The organism is Marmoricola endophyticus, from assembly GCF_014644415.1.
Lineage (GTDB): Bacteria > Actinomycetota > Actinomycetes > Propionibacteriales > Nocardioidaceae > Marmoricola > Marmoricola endophyticus.
The window spans coordinates 2,122,171-2,138,626 of the sequence record NZ_BMKQ01000001.1 but is presented as its reverse complement, the minus strand read 5'-3'; the positions used below and the strand labels follow the sequence as shown (position 1 = coordinate 2,138,626).

Below are 16,456 nucleotides of genomic sequence, written 5' to 3'. Positions count from 1 at the left end.
TCATCTGGTGACCACCTCGACGGTGCCCGCGGCACACGGGCAGCCGGCGTCGGCCGCCGTCGTACGACAGCGAGCGGTCCGCGCCCTGGTCCTGGCGCTGGTCGCGCTCGCCGGGCTCGTGCTGCTCAGTCTCGCGCTCGGCGCCCGGTCGATCAGCCCTGCGGCGGTGCTCGACGCACTCGTCCACGGTGGGACCTCCTTCGAGGACGTGGTCGTGCGCACCCAACGGCTCCCACGGACGGCGGCGGCACTCGTCGCGGGCGTCGGGCTCGCCGTCGCGGGCGCGCTGATGCAGGCGGTGACGCGCAACCCGCTCGCCGACCCGGGGATCCTCGGGGTGAGCAGCGGGTCGGCCTTCGCGATCGCGATCGCTGCCGGCGTGCTCGGCCTGACGACCCCGCAGGGCTACCTGTGGTTCGGCTTCGCCGGTGCCCTGCTCGCCGCGGTCGCGGTGTGGCTGGTCGGTGCGGCGGGACCGTCGTCGACCAGCCCGGCCCGGCTGACGCTGGCCGGGGTCGCGCTCGGAGCGGTGCTGTCGGGGATCACGTCGGCGATGCTGCTGTTCGACCCCGAGGGCTTCAACGCGATGCGTTCCTGGCAGTCCGGCAGCCTGCCCGGTCGGGGGTGGGAACCGGTCGCCGTGGTGGCGCCCTTCGTCGTGGTCGGCGTGCTGGTCGCCGTCCTCCTCGGTCCGGCGCTGAACGCGGTGGCCCTCGGGGACGACCGCGCGCAGGCGATGGGAGTGAGCCTCGGCCGCGTGCAGGCCCTGTCGGTGCTGGCGGTGACACTGCTGGCCGGCGGCGCGACCGCCGTGGCGGGTCCGATCGTGTTCGTCGGGCTGATGGTCCCCTACGTGGCACGCAGGGTCGTCGGGCCGGACCAGCGCTGGATCATCGCGTTGAGCGCCGTGCTCGGTCCGGGCCTGCTGCTGGCCGCCGACGTGCTCGGTCGGTTGGTGCTGCCCGACGGAGAGCTCCCGGCCGGGGTGGTCACCGCCGTCATCGGCGCGCCGGTGCTCATCGTCGTGGTCCGCGGGCTGCGGGTGAGCGGCCTGTGAGCGTCCCCCTGCTCTCCCGTGCCCGGAGAGCGTCCTCGACGGTGCCGGTCGTCCTCGCGGTGGCCTGCCTGCTGCTCGCGGTCGTCGCGCTCGGTCTGGGCACGTTCCCCGTCTCCCCGTGGTCGGTCGTGACGATCCTGCTCGGGGGCGACGAGGGGTTCGCCACGACCGTGGTCCGCGACTTCCGCCTGCCGCGGGTCCTCGCGGCGCTCGTCTTCGGCGGCGCCCTGGGGGCGGCCGGAGCGGTGTTCCAGTCGCTGACCCGCAACCCGCTGGGGTCGCCGGACGTGATCGGCTTCTCGACCGGCGCCTACACCGGTGCGCTGGTGGTGATCACCGTGACCGGGCAGGCCTTCGCCTCCACCGCGATCGGCGCGCTGGCCGGCGGGCTGGTGACGGCGCTGGTGGTGTACGTCCTCGCCTGGCGGGGCGGCGTCCAGGGCTTCCGGCTGATCGTGGTCGGTGTCGCGGTCACGGCACTGCTGTCCGCGGTGAACAGCTACCTCCTGCTCCGGGTCGACACCCAGACCGCGGTGGGTGCGGCGATCTGGGGCGCCGGGTCGATCTCCCTGGTGCAGTGGGACGCCCTTCTCCCCGCCGTGGTCGCGCTGGGCGTCGCCGGCGTCGCCCTGGGCGCGCTCCACCGAGGTCTGCGGCAGCTCGAGCTCGGTGACGACGCCGCCCGGGCCCACGGCGTCGCGACCGAGCCGGTGCGACTGGCGCTGCTCGTCGTCGGCGTCGCGCTGACCGCGGTCACCACCGCCGTCGCCGGTCCCGTCGCGTTCGTCGCGCTGGCCGCGCCCCAGGTGGCGGCCAGGCTGACCCGGTCCGCGGGCCTGCCGCTCGTGGCGTCGGCGCTGACCGGCGCACTGCTCCTGCTGGGGGCCGACCAGGTGGCCCAGCACGTCGTACCGAAGGAGGTCCCGGTGGGGACGGTGACGGTCGTGGTCGGCGGGGTGTACCTGCTGTGGCTGCTGGTACGCGGCGCGAGGAGGGCCTCGTGAGCGCGGAGTCGAGGCTCTCGGCGGAGGCGGTCACGCTCGCGTACGAGCACCGCACCGTCTCCAGGGACGTGACCCTGCGGATCCCCGACCGCGGCTTCACGGTCGTCGTCGGGCCGAACGCCTGCGGCAAGTCGACGATGCTGCGGGCGCTGGCCCGGCTGCTGCGGCCGCAGGCCGGTGAGGTGCTCCTCGACGGCAAGGCACTCCACACGGTGCGGCCCCGGGACGCCGCCCGGCAGATCGGCCTGCTGCCGCAGTCCTCGACCACACCCGACGGCATCGTCGTCGCCGACCTCGTGGCGCGAGGCCGCTACGCCCACCAGGGCCTGCTACGGCGGTGGAGCAGCGAGGACGAGGACGCCGTCCGCGAGGCGATGGAGACCACCGGCACCGCCGAGCTGGCCGAGCGTCGCGTCGACGAGCTGTCCGGCGGGCAGCGGCAGCGGGTCCAGATGGCGACGGTCCTCGCGCAGCGCACCCCGCTGCTGCTGCTCGACGAACCGACGACGTACCTCGACATCGCGCACCAGATCGAGCTGCTCGACCTCGTCGCGCGGCTGCACCGGCAGGGCACGACGGTGGTGGCCGTGCTGCACGACCTGCAGCACGCAGCGCGGTACGCCGACCACCTCGTGGTGATGAGCGACGGTGACGTCGTCGCGACCGGCGACCCCTCGCTGGTGCTCACCGCGGAGCTGGTGGAGCGCGTGTTCGGGCTGCCCTGCCTGGTGATCGAGGACCCGGTGTCGGGCACGCCGCTGGTGGTTCCCCGCAGCGAGGGCTTCAGGGCGTAGGCCGCGGCCACTCGCGGAAGACGACCGCGACGGTCGTCGAGTCGAGGATCGCGAACTCGCGAGCGCCCCACGGCCGCGCGGTGATCTCGGCCAGGTTCGGGTGCAGCAGATCCGGTCGGCGCTCGCTGATCTCGCGGTGCACGGCCTCGATGTCGTCGGTCTCGATCCCGAGCTCGGGACGCTCGTCGGTCGGGCCGACCGGTCCGGGGACGAGCATCAGCTTCACCCCGTCGCGAGCCACCACGACGAGGTCGTCGTCGCGGTGCAGCACCTGCATGCCCACGCCGTCGACGAACAGGTCCACCCCGACGGCGACGTCGCGGTAGTGGACCGTGGGGACGAGAGTCGTCAGCACCCTTCCAGGATGCACCGTCGAGCAGGGTTCCTCACGCGTTCACCGCGGGGACTTCCGGCGGTCGGAGGCGAGCCCTGGTGTGCGACAGGTCACACCACCTCTCGGGCAGGGCAACTCCACATGAAGGCCACTCTCGGGCTCGGGTGCGCCGCCGGCGCGCTCCTCGCCACCGCTGTCGCCGTCCCCGTGCAGGCCGCGGCACCCTCGTACGTCGCCCTCGGCGACTCCTACTCCTCAGGCGTCGGCACCCGCGCGTACCTCGACGACGGCACGGCCTGCCAGCGCTCGACGTACGCCTACCCGTCGTCGGTCGCCGCCGCGAAGGGCTGGTCGCTGAACTTCCGCGCCTGCTCCGGCGCGACGGCGGCGGACGTGACCTCGTCGCAGCCGAGCGCCCTGAGCGCGTCGACGTCGTACGTCACGCTGTCCGTCGGCGGCAACGACGCCGGCTTCGCCGACGTGATCACCGAGTGCGCGCTGCCGGCGTGGGCCAGCGACTGTGCGGGGGCCGTGTCCGACGCGAACGCCTTCATCCGCGGATCGTTGCCCGGGACGCTGCGAAGGCTGTACGCTTCGATCCGCTCGCGCGCACCGAAGGCGAAGGTGGCCGTCGTCGGCTACCCCCGGCTCTTCCAGGGCGAGGACTGCAACGCCGCGACGTTCTTCTCCCCCGAGGACGAGTCCAGCCTCAACGCGACCGCGGACCTGCTCGAAAACACGCTGCGCACGGCGGCGAGCGGTGCCGGGTTCTCCTTCGTCGACCCGCGCACCGCCTTCACCGGCCACGCGGTCTGCGACGACCCCGAGTGGCTCAACGGGTTCTCCGACCCGGTCTCCGACTCCTACCACCCCAACCGGCTCGGCCACTCGAGCGGCTACACCCCGCTGATCGGGCCCGCGCTGGGCTCGACCTCGGTGGCCGCGACCCCCTCGGTCCTCGCCGAGGCGCGCGCCCAGGGCCCCGCGCTCGCCTCGCAGCAGCGGGCGTACGCCGCCCGGGACCGGACGTACGCCGAGAAGGGTGACTACGCTCCGCAGCCATGACCGTGCGCCGCGCCACCACCGCCGACGTCCCCCGGATCGTGGCACTGGTGCGCGACCTCGCCGCGTACGAGAAGGAGCTCGACCAGGCGACCGCGACCGCCGCCGACTTCGAGACCGCGCTGTTCGGCGAGGTGCCGACCGCGTACGCCCACGTCGCGGTGTCGGACGGGGTCGACGGCGAGGTCGTCGGCATGGCGCTGTGGTTCCTCACCTTCTCAACCTGGACCGGGCGCAACGGCATCTGGCTCGAGGACCTGTACGTCGAGCCCGCCCACCGCGGGACCCGCGCCGGCAAGGCGCTGCTGTCCGCCCTCGCCCGGGAGTGCGTCGAGCGCGGGCTGCCGCGGCTGGAGTGGACCGTGCTGGACTGGAACGAGCCGGCGATCGGGTTCTACCGCTCGATCGGGGCGCGGCCGCAGGAGGAGTGGACCACCCAGCGGGTCACCGGCGACGCGCTGGCGGCGCTGGCCGCCGTCGCTCCGTAGTCGGACCGGGCCGGCTGAGCCGGTCGGGCTACCCGCCGGCGATCCAGCGGAACCCGCCGACGATCGCCTTCCCGGCCACGCGGGCGGTGGTGCGCTCGGTGAGCGGGAGGTACGGCAGCCGCAGCGGCCAGCGCGTCCACCACGGCAGGGTCGCGACGGCGGCCGCCGACAGCACGGCGTACGGCGGCCGGGCGACGAGCGGCAGCGGCGGGTCGAGCAGCAGGAAGCGGGCGGTCGCGCGGGCCTCGGGGGTGCTGCGCAGCTCGGGACGGTACGACGCCAGCTGCGCGGCCAGCTCCGAGGTGGACTCCGGCGGGTCGACGACGCCGAGCTTGCGGGCGACGAGTGCCGTGTCGGCGACGTACTCGTCCTTGCGTGTCGGCGAGAGCCGGTGGGCGCCGTACAGCTCGTGGGCGCGCAGGAAGCTGTCCACCTCGGCGACGTGCACCCAGCGCAGCAGGTGCGGGTCGGAGGCGGCGTAGGGCACGCCGTCGTACTCCCCGGTGACGCGGCGGTGGATGCCGCGGATGCGGGCGCAGGTGCGCTCGGCGTCCTCGGCGGGGCCGAACGTCGTCACGGCGAGGAAGTAGCTGGTCCGCTGCAGACGGCCCCACGGGTCGCCGCGGTAGCCGGAGTGCTGGGCGACACCCGCCATCGCCAGCGGGTGCAGGGACTGCAGCAGCAGCGCCCGCATCCCCCCGACGAACATCGAGGAGTCGCCGTGCACCTCGCGGATCGCGGCGTCCTCGGCGAACCACCGCTCACCGGGCGAGTCGTGGATGTGGTCCCGCTTGGCCGGGCCGTCCTCACCGGCGACCTTGGCGAACACCATCTCGCCGAGGCGGGCGCGCACGTCGGGAAGCAGCGGCAGGGGCACGCGTCCATCGTGCCGCGGACGCTCGTACGACACCGCCCCCGGCGGGATAGTCCCTGACGTTCGAGCGGTCCGGAGGGCGAAATGTCCACGCAAACGTCAGGGACTACCCCGCCCCGGCACCGAAACGTCCTTCAGCTCACGCCGGGAGCCGCGCGGCGACCACCCGGTCGAGGACGTCCAGCGGCAGGGAGCCCGAGTCGAGGACGGCGGAGTGGAAGCGTCGTACGTCGAAGCCCGCGCCCTGCCGGCCCTGGGCCTCGGCGCGCATCCTGAGGATCTCCAGCCGACCGACCATGTAGCCGGTCGCCTGGCCGGGCGAGCAGATGTAGCGGTCGATCTCGGGGCGCACCATCGCCGGCGTGAGCGGCGAGTTGTCGACCATGTAGTCGACGGCCTGCTGCCGGCTCCAGCCCAGCGCGTGCAGGCCGGTGTCGACGACCAGCCGGCAGGCGCGCATCGAGTCCGCGGCGAGCATCCCGATCCGGTCGACGGGACCGGCGTACAGGCCCATCTCGTCGGCCAGCCGCTCGGTGTAGAGGCCCCAGCCCTCGGCGTAGGCGTTGTGGTGCAGGTGCTTGCGGAAGTCGGGGAGGCCGCTCAGCTCGCCGGCGATGGTCAGCTGCAGGTGGTGGCCGGGGATGCCCTCGTGGAAGGCCATCGACTCCAGCTCGAAGCGCCCCCAGGACTCCGGCTCCTCGGTGTTGATGAAGAACGTGCCGCCGCGGCTGCCGTCGGAGGCGGGCGGGAAGTAGAACGCCTTCGCCCCGCCGTCGGTGCCCTGCACCTCGCACCGCGCCTGCGGCAGGGTCTCGAACCAGTCCGGCATCGCGGCCCAGGCCCGGTCCATCGCCACGACGCTGTCGGAGACCAGCTCCTCGCCGCGCTCGTAGTGCAGCGCGGGGTCGGTGCGCAGCCGCTCGAAGATCGTCCCGAGGTCGTCGGAGCCGACGACGTCGGGACCGAGGGCGCGGTACTCCTCGGCCAGCTTCGCCACCTGCTCCAGCCCGATGTCGTGGATCTGCTGCGCGGTGAGGTCGGTGGTGGTGGAGTGCCGCAGCATGGTGGCGTACGACGCCTCGCCGTCCGGCAGCGCGCCGAGGCCGCACTCCTCGTCGGGCCGGGCGTGCGGCAGCACCTCCGTACGCAGGACGTCGGCGTACGCCGCGAAGGCAGGGCGTACGACGTCGGCCACGACCTGCCCGAGCCGCTCGCGCCACGCCGCCTCGTCGAGGGTAGCCGGCGGCGCGGGGACCGCGGCGAGCAGCGGGTCCTCGTTGATCGGGCGGGCCAGCCAGTCGTCGATCTGGCCGACCGTGTCCGTCACCGCGAACGCCGCCGGGGTACGACCCGACGCGACGCCCTCGCGCAGCCGCTCGGTCAGCTGGTCGACCTGCCGGCCGAAGCCGTGCAGCTTGTCCGCCATCGCCTCGGCGACGCCGGCGTCGGGCAGACCGAGCATCCCGAGCACGATCGGCAGCTCCTCCTGCGGGCCGAAGATCGGGTCCGCGCCCAGCTCGGGCAGGCGTACGCCGAGCACCGCGGCCGTGTCGTCGGCGTGGTGGACCAGCAGCTCCCGGCTCAGGCGCTGCTGATCGTCCAGCCCGCCCGGGTCGATCGCCTCGGCGTCGCTCGCGAAGGTCCGCATCGTCTCGATCGTGCGGTCCTCCGCCGCGCGCGAGGAGTCCTCGACGAACCCGGCGTAGCGGTAGATCCCCAGCAGGTGCGCCTCGGTCGGGTTCGACTCCAGGTAGTGGTCCCAGAAGGCCGTGGTCAGGTCGTCGAGGTCACGGGCGGCGTCGTCAGCGGTCACGGTGTCGACCGTACGACGCCCGCCGCGCGGTGCGCGGGGTGGTTTCGACGCGCTCGCTTGCGCTCGCTGCTCAACCACCCCGAGGCGCTCGCTGCTCAACCACCGAGGTGGTCGAGCCCAACGGCCGAGGTGGTCGAGCCCGACCGAGCGCTAGCGAGGGAGGACGTCGAGACCACCGGACGACCAGCGAGGCGGTCTCCTGAGCCTGTCGCAGGGGAGGACGTCGAGACCCCCGGGGTCCCGGGGGGGCGGGACCTACCCGTTCCTCCGCACGATCTCGGCGTTGAGGGCGGCGGCGAACGCGTTCCAGCCGACGTACGGCGCGAGCAGCGCACCTGCTCCCGCGTCGACCCGCGCGCACCGGCGCGCCAGGTCGGCGGTGGAGGCCTCGAGGAGCAGCAGCTCGGCCAGCGCGAGCCGTGGCTTATGGGCGGTGAAGAACAGCCAGCACCAGCCGGCGTTGAGCGCCATGTTGGCCCACAGCCGTCGCTCGAGGTCGCGGCGCACCGACGAGGAGTCGGTCGCGTCCATGGCCCGGGCGACGGCGGTGGCGGTGGCGGCGTACAGCGACGTCCAGGCAACCGGGAAGACCACCGTCGGCGGCTCCCACGACGGACGGTCGAGGTCGCGGTACCACGCGGACGTCGGCTTCGTGCCGAGCGTGCCGAGGACGGCGCCGGTCAGGACGGCGGGGACGGTGCGCCTGAGACTCACGACAGACCGGTCTCCGCCAGCACCCACGCGAGCATCTGCTCGACCGCGCCCTCGCGGGGCTTGTTCGAGCCCCAGAAGTGGTCGGGCCGACGCCGCCGGTCGTGCCAGAGCCCGCCGTCGGGCGGCGGGGGCTCGGTGGCCAGCAGCCAGACGGTCGTGTCCGCGCCGCCGGAGCCGTCGCGCAGCACCGGGCCGAGGACCTTGTGGAAGGTCGGCAGCGACTCCACGACGCCGGGGGTGTCGGCCCAGCCGGGGTGCATGGCCCACAGGTGCACGTCGACCCACCGCGCCGCGAGCGCGGGGAGCAGCTCGACCTGGGCGCGCTTGCTGCGGGCGTACGCGGTGGTGGGGGAGTAGTCGCCGGTGAGGTACTCCGGGTCGTCGGGGCGCAGCACCTGGGCGTACATCCCGCCCGAGGTCACCATCACCACGCGTGCGCCCGGCGAGAGCTGCGGCTGCAGCAGCTCGGTCATCAGCACCGGCCCGAGCAGGTGCACCGCCATCGACAGCTCGTGCCCCTGGGCCGACTCGCTGCGCTCGGGCGGCATCACACCGGCGTTGTGCACCAGCCCGCCCAGCGAGGTCTCGCCGAGGTGGTCGCGCAGGTCGGCGACGAAGCGGCGTACGTCGTCCAGGTCGCCGACGTCGCACCGGTGCACCTCCACGACGGACTGCGGCACGTCGCGCTGGATGGCGGCGACGACCTCCTTGGCCTTGGCGGGGTCGCGGACGACGAGGTGGACGACGGCACCCAGGCGCGCGCAGTCGGTCGCTGTCGCGAGCCCCAGGCCCGAGGTCGCGCCGGTCACGGCCACGTGGGTGCCGACGAGGGCGTCCGGAGCGGGGTCCTCCGGCCACCCGGGCAGCAGCGAGCGGACCGAGAGCCCGACCTGGGAGAAGCCGACCAGCGTGCGGTCGAGTGCGAGGTCGGTGACGCGGGAGAGCGGGTCGAGCGGGTTCACGCTGTTACCCCTTCGCCTTCTGGTAGCGGTCGAGCGCCTTCTCGCGCTCCTCCTTGTGGTCCACGATCCGACGCGGGTAGTCGTGGGCGTAGCCGTCGTCGTGCTCCCACGGCTCGTGCGCGGCCTTGCCGGCCAGGTGCGCGAGCTCGGGCACCCAGCGGCGGACGTACTCCCCGTCGGGGTCGAACTTCTTGCCCTGCGTGACCGGGTTGAAGACGCGGAAGTACGGTGCCGCGTCGGTGCCGGTGCCCGCCGCCCACTGCCAGCCGTGGTTGTTCGAGGCGACGTCGCCGTCGAGCAGGTGCTCGAGGAAGTGCTGCGCCCCGACCGGCCACCAGGCGTGCAGGTCCTTGGCCAGGAAGCTGGCGGTGATCATCCGGACCCGGTTGTGCATCCACCCGGTCGCGAGCAGCTGCCGCATCCCGGCGTCGACCACGGGGAAGCCGGTGTGGCCGGACTTCCACGCCTCGATGCCGTCGGCCGGGTCGTCGTAGTCCAGGCCGATCGGCTTGAGGTCCGACCACGCGGAGTCGGGGTGGTGCCAGAGCACGTCGGCGTAGAAGTCGCGCCAGCAGATCTCCGTCTCCCACGCCGAGGCGCCGGCCGAGCGCTTGTCGGCGAGGTCGGCGAGGACGGTCCGCGGGTGGATCGCGCCGACCTTGAGGTACGGCGAGAGCCGCGAGGTCGCATCCACGGCCGGCCGGTCGCGGGCGTCCTCGTAGTCGTCGATCGCGTCGTCGAGGAACTCCCGCCAGCGCGCCAGCGCAGCGTCCTCGCCGGCGTCGGGCAGGTCGTCGGGCCCCTCGCGCAGCGCCTTGTCGATCATCTGCGCCGCCCGGCCGTCGTCGTCGGCCGCCGCCAGCGTCAGCTTCGCCGGCGCCTGGGCCGGCCTCGGCCAACCGTGCTCGCGCCAGGCCCGGGAGAACGGGGTGAAGACCTGGTACGGCGTGTCGTCGCCCTTGCGGACCCGGCCCGGCGTGATGGCGTACGGGCTGCCGGTCTCGACCCACTCGACCCCGTCGGGCAGGGCGTCCCGGACCGCCTCGTCGCGGGCCCGGCCGTACGGGAACGGCTCGGTCGACACGTGCACCGAGTCGTGCTCGGCGGCCAGCCGCGGTATCACCTCGCGCGGGTCGCCGACGCGGACCGAGAGGTTGCCGTCGTACGACGCCACGGCCGCGCGCAGGCTGGCGGCGAGCCACGCGGTGCGTACCTTCCCGGCGCGGCCCCACAGCGTCGGGTCGATGACGAAGACGGCCTGCACGCGGCCGTCGCCCGCCTCGGCCGCGGCGCCCAGCGCGGGCAGGTCGGCGCGGCGCAGGTCGCGGCGCAGCCAGAGGAGCGCGCTCACGAGCCGGCGTGCTTGCTCAGGGCCTCGGACAGCGTCTTCTCGGCGTCGTCGCCGAGCTTGGTCAGCGCCCCGCCGAGGAACGGCGAGGCCAGCTTGGCGATCCCGTGAAACGTCATCTCCGCCTGGTAGTCGACCGACGTGCTGCCGTCGTGCTCCTCGACCGTGATGGTGTCCTTGCTGGTGACGGTCTTGTTGCGGCCGATGATGACGAAGCGGTGGGAGCCCTCGACGCTCTCGACGGTGTACTCCAGCGTCGTCCTGCTCCCGCGGAACTCCGAGACGTTCTCGTACGTCGTCCCCACCCCGCCCTCGCCGGAGGTGCGGTGGCAGGTGACGGTGCCGGCGTCCCACTCGACCGCGTTCTCGAAGGCGAGGAGGTAGTCGAAGACGGACTGCGCATCCCAGGACGTGTGGACGGTGCGCTGGATAAGGTGCGACATGTCTCGGAACGTACCCACATCGAGGCGTCCCCACACGGACACCGGGAGGTAGTCGTGACCGACGTGCGCGCGGACCCGGCGGCCGGTCTCGCCGCGCAGGCCCACGGGCTGCGCGAGGCGTTCGGTCGCTACGACGAGCGCGCCGTCCACGGGCTTCTCGACGCGGCCTTCGCCGCGCACCGTGTCGCCGTCGTGGTCGACGACCTCGTCTTCCCGTTCCTGCGCGAGCTGGGCGACGCCTGGGAGCGCGGTGAGGTCTCGGTGGCCCAGGAGCACTGGGCGAGCGGGCTGGTCCGCGGCCGCCTCGTCGGGCTGGCCTCCGCACTGGCCGCCGGTCGCCCCGTACCCCCGCGCGGCACCGCGGTGCTGGCCTGCCCGACGTACGAGCGGCACGACATCGGGCTGCTCGCCCTCGACCTCGTGCTGCGCGAGCGGGGCTGGGACAGCGTGTTCCTCGGGGCGGACACCCCGGTCGACGCGGCGGTCGAGCTCGCGCTGGACCGTGACGCGGACGTGCTGGTGCTGTGCGGCAGCGAGCCGCACATGTACGACGCCCAGCTCGAGGCCGCCGCCGAGGACCTCGCCCGGCTGGCGGGGCGCACGACGATCGCCCTCGCCGGTCGTGCGGCGACGGCGCAGCTGGCCGAGCGGCACGCCGGTCTCCTCCTGCCGCTGTCGACCGTCCCGGCCGCCGACCTGGTCGACGGGACGCTGCGCGGGGTGCCCGCGTGAGTCGGAGCCCGCTGCTGGACGAGATGGGGGACGGCCTCCGGGAGTTCTGGACCGAGCGTCACCTGTGCACCCTGACCACCCTGCGGTCGGACGGGTCCCCGCACGTCGTCGCCGTCGGGTGCGTCCTCGACCCCGAGCAGGGCTGTGCCTGGGTGATCACCTCGGGCAGCTCCCGCAAGGCCCGCAACGTCGCCGCCGGAGACCCGGCCGGCGGCCCGGCACGGGTCTCGGTGGCGCAGGTCGACGGCCGCCGCTGGTCCTCGGTCGAGGGCACCGCCGAGGTCCGTACGGATGCCGAGTCGGTCGCGCACGCCGAGCAGGTGTACGCCGGCCGCTACCGCCAGCCGCGGGAGAACCCCGCCCGCGTCGCCCTGCGGATCACCCCGACCCGCGTGCTCGCCGGGCCGTCCCTGCGCTGAGGCCTCGCCTCCTCGGCGGTGTGCGAAGGTGCGGAGCATGTCGCGACTCGCCCGACTCGCCGCCGTCAACGCGTTCACCGGGCGGTGGTTCGCCCTCATCGTCCTCGTCGCCGGCGGCATCGCGCTGCTGACGCCCGGCACCTTCAGCCCGCTCGGGCCCGCGGTCCCGTGGCTGCTGGCGGTGATCATGCTCGGGATGGGGATGACCCTGCGCGCCGGCGACTTCGCGATCGTGGCGAGACGGCCCTGGGCGATCGCGCTCGGCGTGGCGGCGCAGTACGTCGTCATGCCGCTCACCGGCCTGGGCGTGGCGACCCTGCTCGACCTCTCGCCCGCGCTGACCGCGGGGATGGTGCTGGTCGGCTCCGCGCCGGGAGGGACGGCATCCAACGTGATGGTCTACCTCGCGAAGGGGGACACGGCCCTGTCCGTCGCGATGACCACGGTGTCGACGCTGCTCGCCCCGCTGCTGACGCCGCTGCTCGTCCTCTGGCTGGCGGGACGCTTCCTGCCCGTGGACACCGGCGGTCTGTTCGTCTCGATCCTCCAGGTCGTGCTGGTGCCCGTCGTGCTCGGCGTGGTGCTGCGACTGCTCCTTCCCGGGCTCGTCGACCGACTCCTGGAGGTCCTCCCGCTGGTCTCGGTCCTCGGCATCACCGTCGTGGTGATGGCGGTGGTCGCCGGCAGTGCGGACACGCTGCTCGACATCGGTGTCCTGCTCGTGGTCGCCGTCGCGCTGCACAACCTGATCGGGCTCGCGCTCGGCTACGCCATCGGCAAGGTCTCCGGGCTGGACGTGCCGAGCCGGAGGGCGGTCTCGATCGAGGTCGGCATGCAGAACTCCGGTCTCGCGGCCGCGCTGGCCGGGGCGCACTTCAGCCCGGCCGCCGCGCTCCCGGCGGCGATCTTCTCGGTCTGGCACAACGTCTCGGGCTCGCTGGTCGCCGGGCGCTGGTCCCGGCGCCCCGACCCGGCCGGCGTCGCCGAGCCGGTGACGGCCGGCAGCAGCTGACCCTCGGCGCACTCACAGCCTGATCACAGCCACGGGTCCGCGCCGGGGTCTATCGTCGGCCGTGACCCCGAGGAGACGCAGATGAGTGCAGCCACCGGCCCCGCCCGTACCTCCAGCCCCGGCACGCTGCGCGCCCTGCAGGTGTTCGCCGTGCTCACCGTGGTCAACCTCGCCTGGCAGTTCGTCACGGCCGGCCGACTGTTCCCCGGCCCGGTCGACCTGCACGCCACCGGCGCGATCGTGCTGCACGTCGTGAGCGGGTTCGCGGCCGTCGCGGCCGGCGCGCACTGGTACCGCACGCGCACCTCGCCGTGGCCCGGGGTGATCGCCGTGATCGTCTTCGTCTACACGTTCGTCCAGGCCGCCACCGGGGACCGGATGAGCCTCGCGGTGCACATTCCGGGCGCGATGGCCCTGGTCGTCGGGGCGGTCTGGGTGGCGCTCTGGTCCTTCGGGCGCTCGCCCCGGCTCTGAGCCGCGCGGGCCCGCCCACGGCCTGACCTGCACGGCTCGCCGCGCGTGCGGACGCCCGCGTAGCCTGTCGCGGTCGCCGCCGGCCCCGACCGGTCGGCAGCCGGGCGGACGAGGAGGGCACATGTCGAGCGTCGTCGAGGTGGAGCAGCTGCTCCGGGTCGCCGACGCTCTCCCACCCGGTGAGGAGCAGGTCGCCGCCGCCGAGCGTGCCCTGGACAGCGCGCGCCACCTCGAGGGCGCCGCGGGGGTCGGCCTGCAGGTGCAGGCGAGGATCAACCTCGTCGCCGCGTACGACGCCTCCCGCCCGGGTGAGCGCGAGCTGCCGCACATCGCCTGGCTGCTCAGCGCCCTCGCCGACGGGGACGGGCACGGAGCCGCAGACGTGTCGGGGGTCCTCACCGACCGGCAGCGCTTCGAGATCCTCTGGGAGTGCCGCTTCGCGCTGCAGCGGACCCGGCGCACGACGACCCTCCCGCTGCCCCTGGTGCTCCGCGTGTACGCCGACATCGAGCGCCGCTACCGCGCCGAGCGGGTCTCGCCGAACCTGTTCGCGAAGTACCGCGCCCTGCTCGCCCGCGACATCGACGACCCGGCCGTCTTCGACCGCTGGCTCTCCGTGTGGCGGCGCAGCCCGCGCGACGAGCTCAGCGACTGCGCGGTGTGCGACATCGCCACCGACGCCCGCTTCCTCGCCGAGGCCGGGGACCTCCAGGGTGCCCTCGAGCGGGCTCGCGACCTGCTGGAGGGCCGACGGTCCTGCGACCGTGAGCCGCACCGGCTCTACGGCGAGGCCGCCGACTGGGCGGCGCGGCTGGGCCTCGGCGACACCGCCGAGGCGTACCACCGGGCCGGGTGGCTGCTGGTCGCCGGACGACCGCGGCACGCCTCGGCGATGGCCGACCACGTGATGTACCTCCTGCGGGCGGGGCGCCCCGGCCGGGCCTCCCGCCTGGCCCAGCAGCTGGTCGTGCTCCTCAACGGCCCGGCCGCCGCGGAGATGGACGACGTCGAGCGGATGTGCGCCGCCGCGGTCGCCTCCCGCGTGCTCCGGGCGGGACGCGGGCACCGGATCGCTCCTCCGGTCGTCGACGGGCTGGCGCTCGACGCGGCGATCAGCACCTTCGCGACCGTCGGGCGCGAGCTGGCCGAGGCGTTCGACCGCCGCAACGGGACCGACCGGGTGGGCTCGCGGGTCCGGGAGCTGACCCGGATCCGGCTGCACGCCGAGGGGGCCTCGGAGGAGGCGCGCTCGTACGACCTGCTCGACGTGGCGCTCGCCGGCGGGGTCGAGCGGACGGCGCCGCCCGAGTCGGCGCTGCCCGCCGGGGCGCTGGGCTACGCCGCCGAGCTGATCGGCGCCAGCGACGCCTTCGACGGGGCGCGGGTCATGGAGCTCATCGAGGGCTGGTCGGTCGACCGGGACCACCTGCTGCCCGCGTCCGGGACGCTGGAGCACTTCGCCGTCGCGTACCTCGAGCGTCGCTCGCTGGCCTGCGAGCGGGCGCAGCGCGACCCCGCCTTCGCTGAGGAGCTGCTCGAGAGCGCGGCCGCCTCGGCCCGGCTCTCCGGCAGCCAGGCGGCGGCCCAGCGGGTCGACATCGACGTGCTCCACCGCCAGGCGGTCGCGGGCGACCGGACCGCGTGGTCGCGGGCGGAGAAGCTGGTCGAGGAGCTCGTCGACGAGGGCGAGCTGAAGGAGGCGGCGTCGGGGCTGCTCACGCTGAGCCGCTCCTCGGACCCGGTCCGCGGCCAGGCGTACGCCGAGCGCGCCGCCACGCTCTTCGAGCAGGCCGGCCAGCCGCGCTGGCGGGTGACCGCGCTGCAGGGGGCCGCGTACGCCGCCGTCTGGGCCGATCCGGCACGAGCCGTCGACCTGCTGGAGGAGGCGGAGGCCGAGGCCGAGACCCACGAGATGGTGCCGGTCGCGGTCACGCTCCTCGCCACCCGGGCCAAGCTGGCCCAGCAGCAAGGCGACCTCACCACCGCCGCGCAGGCGTACTCCGAGGCCGTCGCCGCCGCCGACGAGGTCGGCATCACCGACCCGCTCGGTCTGCGGGCCGAGCTGTGCGACGTGCTTCTCGCCGACGAGCGCTGGGAGGAGGCGATCGACGCCGCCCACGAGCTGCTGCTGCGCGCCGGGCCCGCCGACGTCGTCCGCCGCTCGCTGGCCCACCGCGTGCTCGGCACCGGGCTGCTCGAGACCGGCAACGCCCACGAGTCGGCGGAGGTGCTCGAGCCGGCGGTCGCCGCGCTGGCGCGGGAGGGCTCGCCCTTCCTGGCCGTGACGGCCTGGGCGCTCGGGCGGGCGCTGCTCGCCTGCGAGCGGCCGGACCTCGCCGCCGAGCACTTCGCGACGGCGGCGGAGGGCTTTCGTCGTACCGACCAGCTGCCGGACGCCGCGGCGGCCAGCGAGGCGGCCGGCGCGACGTACGCCCGCTCCGGTCGCGTCGACGAGGCCGGTCAGCAGCTGGTGGCGGCGGCGCGGATCTCGCGGCACCTGGGGGACCGGCACCGGCTGGTCTCCAGCCTGCGGCAGCTCGCCGGCGTCCAGGCCAGCGGCGGGCGGGTCACCGAGGCACTGTCCACGCTCGGGTCGATCATCCCGGAGACGCGCGACATCACTCCGCTGGAGCCCGACGACCCGACCACCCGCTTCGCCGACCCGATCGAGGAGAAGCGGCTGCGCGGCCTGCTCGAGCACCAGGCGGCGGTCATCCTGGTCCAGGCGGGCCGGGCCGAGGAGGCGGTGCCGCTGGCGCGGGCCTCCTCCGCACTCCTGGCCGAGCACGGGACCGCGGAGGACGTCGCCCAGGTGCAGTCCACGTGGGCGGCCCTCACCGAGCGCTGACCTGCACGGACGCCCGTACGAGCCGGGTGGCCGCGCATGGCGGGGATCATCTGGACAGACCCGGGCCGGCACGGGAGG

At 74.3% G+C, this 16,456-nt stretch carries 17 protein-coding genes; 10 read left to right on the top strand and 7 right to left on the bottom strand.

Translation table 11 applies throughout. The features are described from left to right. The first annotated feature begins 7 nt into the window (after positions 1 to 7). The 3 genes from IEX42_RS10485 to IEX42_RS10475 are packed head-to-tail and all read left to right on the top strand — an operon-like array spanning position 8 to position 2,855. The gene (locus tag IEX42_RS10485) at positions 8 to 1,057 is read left to right on the top strand and encodes a FecCD family ABC transporter permease (protein ID WP_229660772.1); all 1,050 of its coding nucleotides are present in this window, start codon (positions 8 to 10) and stop codon (positions 1,055 to 1,057) included. Further along, entirely contained in the window at positions 1,054 to 2,061 is a 1,008-nt protein-coding gene (locus IEX42_RS10480) for a FecCD family ABC transporter permease (protein WP_188779722.1), read from the top strand. Before IEX42_RS10485 ends, IEX42_RS10480 begins: the two co-directional genes overlap by 4 nt. Continuing rightward, positions 2,058 to 2,855, top strand: coding sequence for an ABC transporter ATP-binding protein (locus IEX42_RS10475; RefSeq protein ID WP_188779721.1), 798 nt, complete (start codon positions 2,058 to 2,060; stop codon positions 2,853 to 2,855). Before IEX42_RS10480 ends, IEX42_RS10475 begins: the two co-directional genes overlap by 4 nt. On the opposite strand, the gene IEX42_RS10470 is transcribed toward IEX42_RS10475, so the two are convergent. After that, positions 2,845 to 3,210 carry a VOC family protein gene (locus IEX42_RS10470; protein WP_188779720.1) on the bottom strand — a complete coding sequence of 122 codons (366 nt, stop codon included), beginning with the start codon at positions 3,208 to 3,210 and terminating at the stop codon, positions 2,845 to 2,847. The two genes, IEX42_RS10475 and IEX42_RS10470, sit on opposite strands and share 11 nt — an antisense overlap. Before the next feature lie 120 nt (positions 3,211 to 3,330). On the opposite strand from IEX42_RS10470, the gene IEX42_RS10465 reads away from it, so the two are divergent. Both IEX42_RS10465 and IEX42_RS10460 read left to right on the top strand, forming a co-directional pair. Continuing rightward, a complete protein-coding gene (locus IEX42_RS10465) occupies positions 3,331 to 4,254 on the top strand; it encodes an SGNH/GDSL hydrolase family protein (RefSeq protein ID WP_188779719.1) in 924 nt (307 codons plus the stop codon). Continuing rightward, positions 4,251 to 4,739, top strand: a complete 489-nt coding sequence (locus tag IEX42_RS10460) for a GNAT family N-acetyltransferase (RefSeq protein WP_188779718.1) — start codon at positions 4,251 to 4,253, stop codon at positions 4,737 to 4,739. The genes IEX42_RS10465 and IEX42_RS10460 overlap by 4 nt, the downstream gene beginning before the upstream one ends. A gap of 28 nt (positions 4,740 to 4,767) precedes the next feature. On the opposite strand, the gene IEX42_RS10455 is transcribed toward IEX42_RS10460, so the two are convergent. From IEX42_RS10455 to IEX42_RS10430, 6 genes are all read right to left on the bottom strand, one after another. Continuing rightward, complete coding sequence (locus IEX42_RS10455) at positions 4,768 to 5,616, bottom strand: oxygenase MpaB family protein (RefSeq protein WP_229660771.1); 849 nt, start codon at positions 5,614 to 5,616, stop codon at positions 4,768 to 4,770. Positions 5,617 to 5,752: 136 nt separating this feature from the next. After that, the gene (locus IEX42_RS10450) at positions 5,753 to 7,426 is read right to left on the bottom strand and encodes a DUF885 domain-containing protein (RefSeq protein ID WP_188779717.1); all 1,674 of its coding nucleotides are present in this window, start codon (positions 7,424 to 7,426) and stop codon (positions 5,753 to 5,755) included. 255 nt (positions 7,427 to 7,681) lie between these two features. Continuing rightward, positions 7,682 to 8,140, bottom strand: coding sequence for a TspO/MBR family protein (locus IEX42_RS10445; RefSeq protein ID WP_188779716.1), 459 nt, complete (start codon positions 8,138 to 8,140; stop codon positions 7,682 to 7,684). Further along, the gene (locus tag IEX42_RS10440) at positions 8,137 to 9,102 is read right to left on the bottom strand and encodes an SDR family NAD(P)-dependent oxidoreductase (RefSeq protein WP_188779715.1); all 966 of its coding nucleotides are present in this window, start codon (positions 9,100 to 9,102) and stop codon (positions 8,137 to 8,139) included. The genes IEX42_RS10445 and IEX42_RS10440 overlap by 4 nt, the downstream gene beginning before the upstream one ends. A gap of 4 nt (positions 9,103 to 9,106) precedes the next feature. After that, positions 9,107 to 10,453, bottom strand: a complete 1,347-nt coding sequence (locus IEX42_RS10435) for a cryptochrome/photolyase family protein (protein WP_188779714.1) — start codon at positions 10,451 to 10,453, stop codon at positions 9,107 to 9,109. Beyond that, a complete protein-coding gene (locus IEX42_RS10430; RefSeq protein WP_188779713.1) occupies positions 10,450 to 10,893 on the bottom strand; it encodes an SRPBCC family protein in 444 nt (147 codons plus the stop codon). Before IEX42_RS10430 ends, IEX42_RS10435 begins: the two co-directional genes overlap by 4 nt. Positions 10,894 to 10,947: 54 nt before the next feature. On the opposite strand from IEX42_RS10430, the gene IEX42_RS10425 reads away from it, so the two are divergent. The 5 genes from IEX42_RS10425 (at position 10,948) to IEX42_RS10405 (ending at position 16,378) form a co-directional block, all read left to right on the top strand. Further along, the gene (locus tag IEX42_RS10425; RefSeq protein ID WP_188779712.1) at positions 10,948 to 11,625 is read left to right on the top strand and encodes a cobalamin B12-binding domain-containing protein; all 678 of its coding nucleotides are present in this window, start codon (positions 10,948 to 10,950) and stop codon (positions 11,623 to 11,625) included. Next, entirely contained in the window at positions 11,622 to 12,044 is a 423-nt protein-coding gene (locus IEX42_RS10420; protein WP_308422218.1) for a pyridoxamine 5'-phosphate oxidase family protein, read from the top strand. Before IEX42_RS10425 ends, IEX42_RS10420 begins: the two co-directional genes overlap by 4 nt. A 37-nt stretch (positions 12,045 to 12,081) precedes the next feature. After that, entirely contained in the window at positions 12,082 to 13,056 is a 975-nt protein-coding gene (locus IEX42_RS10415; RefSeq protein ID WP_188779711.1) for a bile acid:sodium symporter family protein, read from the top strand. An 81-nt stretch (positions 13,057 to 13,137) separates the two neighbouring features. Then, the gene (locus tag IEX42_RS10410) at positions 13,138 to 13,530 is read left to right on the top strand and encodes a hypothetical protein (RefSeq protein ID WP_188779710.1); all 393 of its coding nucleotides are present in this window, start codon (positions 13,138 to 13,140) and stop codon (positions 13,528 to 13,530) included. A gap of 121 nt (positions 13,531 to 13,651) precedes the next feature. Beyond that, complete coding sequence (locus tag IEX42_RS10405) at positions 13,652 to 16,378, top strand: tetratricopeptide repeat protein (protein ID WP_188779709.1); 2,727 nt, start codon at positions 13,652 to 13,654, stop codon at positions 16,376 to 16,378. Positions 16,379 to 16,456: the final 78 nt, after the last annotated feature.